This is a genomic window from Aeromonas taiwanensis (genome assembly GCF_000820165.1).
Taxonomy (GTDB): domain Bacteria; phylum Pseudomonadota; class Gammaproteobacteria; order Enterobacterales; family Aeromonadaceae; genus Aeromonas; species Aeromonas taiwanensis.
Genome location: NZ_CDDD01000010.1, coordinates 1 through 4,935, shown reverse-complemented (window position 1 = coordinate 4,935; position 4,935 = coordinate 1). Strand labels below are relative to the sequence as shown.

Here is a 4,935-nt window from a genome sequence, read left to right as displayed (position 1 = left end):
GATGAGAAAGATGAGAAAGACGAGAAAGACGAGAAAGACGAGCAAGGAGACGCGCCATGAACAAGGAGATCCACCTCCCCGTCGACCGGGTCAGCCTGGTGGAGATGGGGCCGCGGGATGGTCTGCAAAACGAGCCTCGCCTCCTCTCGCTGGGGCAGCGTCAGGCCTTCATCGAACGCCTCGCACAGTGCGGCCTGCAGCGCATCGAGGTGGGGGCCTTCGTCTCCCCCAAAAGGGTGCCCCAGATGGCGGACTCCGCCGCCCTGTTCGAGGCGCTGCCCCGCAGGGGGCCGACCCGTTACGGCGCCCTGGTGCCCAACCTGCAGGGCCTGCAAGCCGCCATCGCCGCCCGCGCCGATGAGATAGGCCTCTTCACCGCCTGCTCGGACGGCTTCACCCGGGCCAACATCGGCGTCGGCGTGGAGGAGTCTCTGATACGCTTCGCCCCCCTGGTGCAGGAGGCGCGTCGCCTCGGCATCAAGGTGCGGGGCTATCTCTCCACCGTCATCGCCTGCCCCTTCGACGGGCCCACCAAGCCGAAGCGGGTCGCCGCCCTGGCCGAGCGCCTGCTGGATCTCGGCTGTCACGAGATATCCCTCGGCGACACCATAGGCGTCGGCACCCCGGGCACCGTGGCCCCCATGCTGGACGCCGTGTTGCACGAGGTCCCGGCCGGGCGCCTCGCGGTGCACTTTCACGACACCTATGGCCAGGGGGTGGCGAACCTGCTGCCGGCGCTGGAGCGCGGCATTCGCACCATCGACTGCTCGGTGGCCGGGCTCGGCGGCTGCCCCTATGCACCGGGGGCGTCGGGCAACATTGCCTCGGAGGAGGTGGTCTACCTGCTGCACGGCCTGGGCATGCAGACGGGAGTAAACCTGGACAAGCTGGCAGCCACCGGCCAGTGGGTGAGCGAGCTGCTCGGCCGCCCCAACGGCTCCCGGGTCGGTCAGGCCCTCCACGCCAGGGCCCGCCAGTCGCCACCGGAACGCCATGAGAGAACCCAGGGAGCGCCCCATGCAGGATGATTCCGTGAGCGCCGCCCCCGGGGGCGGCCAGGCGCCAGCCCTATGCCCCCCTTCCCCCCTGTTGGAGGCCAGATCATGCAGCACAACCCCATGAGAGCCGGCAGCTTCGGCGGCAAGGAGAGAACCTACAGCATCTCCGAGCTCGCCCAGGAGTTCGACGTCACCCCCCGCACCATCCGCTACTACGAGGACGAGGGGCTGATCACCCCGGCCCGGGAGGGGCAGACCCGCATCTACAGCCACAAGGACAGGATCCGCCTCAAGCTCACCCTCAGGGGCAAGCGGCTCGGTTTCAGCCTGGCGGAGATCCGCGAGCTGTTCGACATGTACGACACGGACCGCTCCAGCCGGATGCAGCTGCACTCAATGATCCAGCTCATCGAAGCCAGGCGCCACTCCCTGCGCCAGCAGCTCGAGGACATCCAGATGGTGATGGCCGAACTCGACGCCGCCGAGCAGCGCTGCATCCACTCCCTGGGCGGCTTGAAAACCGACGCGGATTGACAGACTCTGGGGGTATCTCGCCCCCGGAGTCTCCTATGCCGCAGTCGTCCCCAGGTGCCGGCAGGCACCCGCCCCCCCCTCAGGCCAAAGCACGTCCCCTGGTGCGCGGGAGCAGATGCCCATCGCCACGGCTGTGCGAGCTTTCCCCATCCTGGTCAGAGTGCGGCGCACCTCATGAGCCCCTCCCATGATTCCATCGCGATTAATTGCTACCATATGCGCATCAAATGGAGACCGTCATGCTCAAGCCCCTGCCTGCCCGCCTGTTGCGCTACGCCCTCTATCTCTGCGCCAGCCTGCTCATCTGCGTCACCATACTGCTCTGGCAAGCCCCCAATCTCATCCAGCGCCATCTGCCCGGCTGGCTCGCCACCCACTACGGTCTGCACCTCACCCTGGGAGAGATTGACGTCGGGCTGCGTTCACCCTCCCTCACCCTGGGCCCCACCACCCTGCTCGACGACGAGCAACGGGTGCTGGTGGCGTTCGAAGGGCTGCGCCTCATTCCCGAGGTGAAAGAGAGCTGGCGACAGCGCGCCCTGGTGCTGGCGGAGGCCACCCTGACCGCCCCCCGGGTGGATCTGGTTCGTCTCCCTGACAGCAAGGGGCAGGCTCGCTTCAATCTCACCGAGGCACTGGCCCCCTTGCTGGCGCAGATGCAGACTCCGGCAGGGCCGGCAACAGGCGCCGCGCCTCTGGTGGTGACTGTCGCCAAGCTGGCCCTGACCCAAGGACAACTCCAGTACAAAGACAGTCGCAAGCAGAGCAGCACCGGCTGGGTGCCCCCCCTGACTCTCACCGAGCTCGACCTGACGCTCCCCGGCTTCTCCAGCGCCCAGGGCGCCCTCAATCCCTATCGACTCAGCGCCACCCTCAACCAGAAGAGCCCCCTCAAGGCGGAAGGCGAACTCGACATCATGACGGGGGCCGGCAAGGGGCAGCTCAGCCTCGGCAAGGTGGCCATCGCCCCCTTCGCCCCGCTCTGGGCCCCCTATGTCAAGGCAAGGCTAGGCAAGGGAGAGGCCAGCGCCGAGATCGCCTATCGCCTCACCCCGGGCAAACAGGGGCTCGGCTGGCAACTCTCGAAGGGCAAGCTGACGCTCTCCAACTGGCAGCTCAAGGGTGACAAGGGCGGCGAGTTTGCCCGCTTCAACCGCCTTGCTCTCACGGGGATCCGGGTCGACGGCACCAAGCAAACCCTGGAGATGGACGCCGCCACTATCAAGGCGCCGGCGCTCGTCGCCGTCCTCGACGGGCAGCAGCGGCTGGATCTGGCCGATCTGCTGATCCCCCAGCCGGCCCCCAAACCCGCCAAATCATCATCAAAGAAATCCACCAAGCCAGCGGCCAAACACTCTGCCACGACAGCCAGGCCCTGGCGCTGGACCCTCAAGCAGACCCGCATCGAGCAGGGTAGCCTCAAGCTGACCGAATCCAGCAGCGGCAAGCCGTTGGTGCGGGATATATCCGGTCTCGCGCTGACCCTGGGCACCCTCGGCAGCCAGCCCGGCAAGAGCACTCCCCTTACCCTCAGCGCGGCCCTCGACACCAGGACGACGGTGGCGTTTGACGGCACCCTGGGGCTGGCCCCCTTCACCCTGAATGGCGCCATCCGCCAGCAAGGCCTGCCCCTCACCCTGGCACAACCCTATCTGCAGGATCTGCTGCGCATCAGCGTGCGGGACGGCGAACTCGCCAGCCGCATCAAGCTCGCGCTGGCCACCGATGAGCAGGGCACCCTGAACAAGCTGGACATCAGCGGCGGGCTCGACATCGCGCGGCTCAATGTGCTGGATCGGGCCGACAACCAGCGCCTGCTGCAGATTGAAAGCCTGCAGTTGAGCGGCCTGCACTATGACGGCATCCGCCAGCAGGTGAAGATAGCCGACGTCCTCCTGACCAAGCCCTTCGCCCGCATCGAGATCAACGAAGAGGGGATCACCAACGTCCAGCAGTTGCTGCTGCCCCAGCCGACCAGCAAGGAGAGCGGCCCCGCTCCCCACATCCTCATCGACCAGATCCGCACCGCCCAGGGCAACCTGCGCTTTGCCGATCGCAGCCTGAGCCCGGAGTTCGTGGTGGATATCGCCTCCCTTGAGGGCCAGAGCCGCCACATCAGCAACACGCCGGGCCAGCGCTCCGAGATCGCCTTCAACGGCAAGGTGGACAGATACGCCCCCGTCACCATCCGGGGCGGCGCCAACCTGCTCATCGAGGATCCCGTGCTCGACGTCGCCGTGGCCTTCAACAACCTGGAGCTCACCACCTTTACCCCCTACTCCAGCACCTATGCGGGCTATGCCATCGACAAGGGGCAGCTCTCCATGAAGCTCAACTACAAGTTGCAGGGCAACCGGCTGGAGGGAGACAACGACATCACCATCAAGAAGCTGCAGCTCGGGGAGAAGGTGAAGAGCGAACAGGCCAGGGATCTGCCGCTCGGGCTTGCCATCGCCCTGCTGAGCGACTCAAGCGGTGTCATCAAGATGAACCTCAAGGTGAAGGGCGATCTGGATCAGCCGAATTTCAGCCTCGGCAACATCTTCTGGGATGTGCTCGGCAACACCCTCAGCAAAGCCATCACCTCTCCCTTCTCTCTGCTGGCCTCCCTGACGGGCGGCCCTCAGGATCTCGACGAGCTTCCCTTCCTGCCCGGGGATCCCAGCCTGACCCCGACCCAGCAGGGCAAGCTCGCCACCCTGGCGCAGGCCCTCAAGGACAGGCCCAAGCTCAGCATGAACATTCGCGGCAAGGTCAACTTCCACGAGGAGCGCCCCATCCTCCAGCACCAGAAGCTGGAGCGGGCGCTGGCCAAGCTCACCGGCAGCCCGGTCGATCTCGATTTGCTGGAGCAGGACCCCGCCATGCAGAGCGCCCTGGCAGAGGCCTATGAGGCCAAATTCAACGAGGATCTGGACACCCTGGCCAGCCGGCTGCAACTGGCCGAGCAAAGCCCAGCCCTGCGCGCCCAGGCGGTGATCCTGCTGCGGGACCAGCAGCTGATCACCGCCAAGTCCCTGCGAAACCTCGCCATGCGCCGGGCCCAGAACACCAAGGAGTACCTGGTCGATACCCAGGGCATAGCACCGGAGCGCCTGTTCGTGCTCGACAGCCAGGTAAAGGAGACGGACAAGGAAGCCAAGGTCGTGCTGACCCTGGACGACTGACCCAGAAAAGAGGAGCCATTGTGGCTCCCCTTTTTGTTGGTTGGCCCGATACCCCGGGTGGCGCCTCGCCCGTTCGCCGCTTGGCGCCACTCCCTTTCTTTACTGGCGGCCTCACCCCTTCCCTCCCTTGACCCCCTCGCAAGAGTTCCCCCGTCCGCCTCCGAGTGGCCGGCAGAAAAGGGCATGCCGGTTGTCTGGGAGTGGAGGTGAGAGAAATGGGGGTAAAAACCCATTGG

Annotated in this window: 3 protein-coding genes; all 3 read left to right on the top strand. The window is 66.0% G+C overall.

Annotation, left to right across the window (positions count from 1 at the left end):
* Positions 1-56 precede the first annotated feature (56 nt).
* The 3 genes from BN1136_RS01775 to BN1136_RS01765 all read left to right on the top strand — a co-directional run bounded on the left by BN1136_RS01775 (position 57) and on the right by BN1136_RS01765 (position 4,699).
* A complete protein-coding gene (locus BN1136_RS01775; protein ID WP_043760953.1) occupies positions 57-1,028 on the top strand; it encodes a hydroxymethylglutaryl-CoA lyase in 972 nt (323 codons plus the stop codon).
* Positions 1,029-1,103: 75 nt separating this feature from the next.
* Complete coding sequence (locus BN1136_RS01770) at positions 1,104-1,532, top strand: MerR family transcriptional regulator (RefSeq protein WP_269429545.1); 429 nt, start codon at positions 1,104-1,106, stop codon at positions 1,530-1,532.
* A 227-nt stretch (positions 1,533-1,759) separates the two neighbouring features.
* Positions 1,760-4,699 (top strand): DUF748 domain-containing protein, encoded by a 2,940-nt coding sequence (locus tag BN1136_RS01765; protein ID WP_197068413.1) that lies wholly within the window; start codon positions 1,760-1,762, stop codon positions 4,697-4,699.
* Positions 4,700-4,935: the final 236 nt, after the last annotated feature.

What these genes read in the sequence shown, in the direction of transcription:
- BN1136_RS01770 (WP_269429545.1), top strand. Translation starts at nt 1,104, where the DNA reads ATGCAGCACAACCCCATGAGAGCCGGCAGCTTCGGCGGCAAGGAGAGA.
- BN1136_RS01775 (WP_043760953.1), top strand. Translation starts at nt 57, where the DNA reads ATGAACAAGGAGATCCACCTCCCCGTCGACCGGGTCAGCCTGGTGGAG.
- BN1136_RS01765 (WP_197068413.1), top strand. Translation starts at nt 1,760, where the DNA reads ATGGAGACCGTCATGCTCAAGCCCCTGCCTGCCCGCCTGTTGCGCTAC.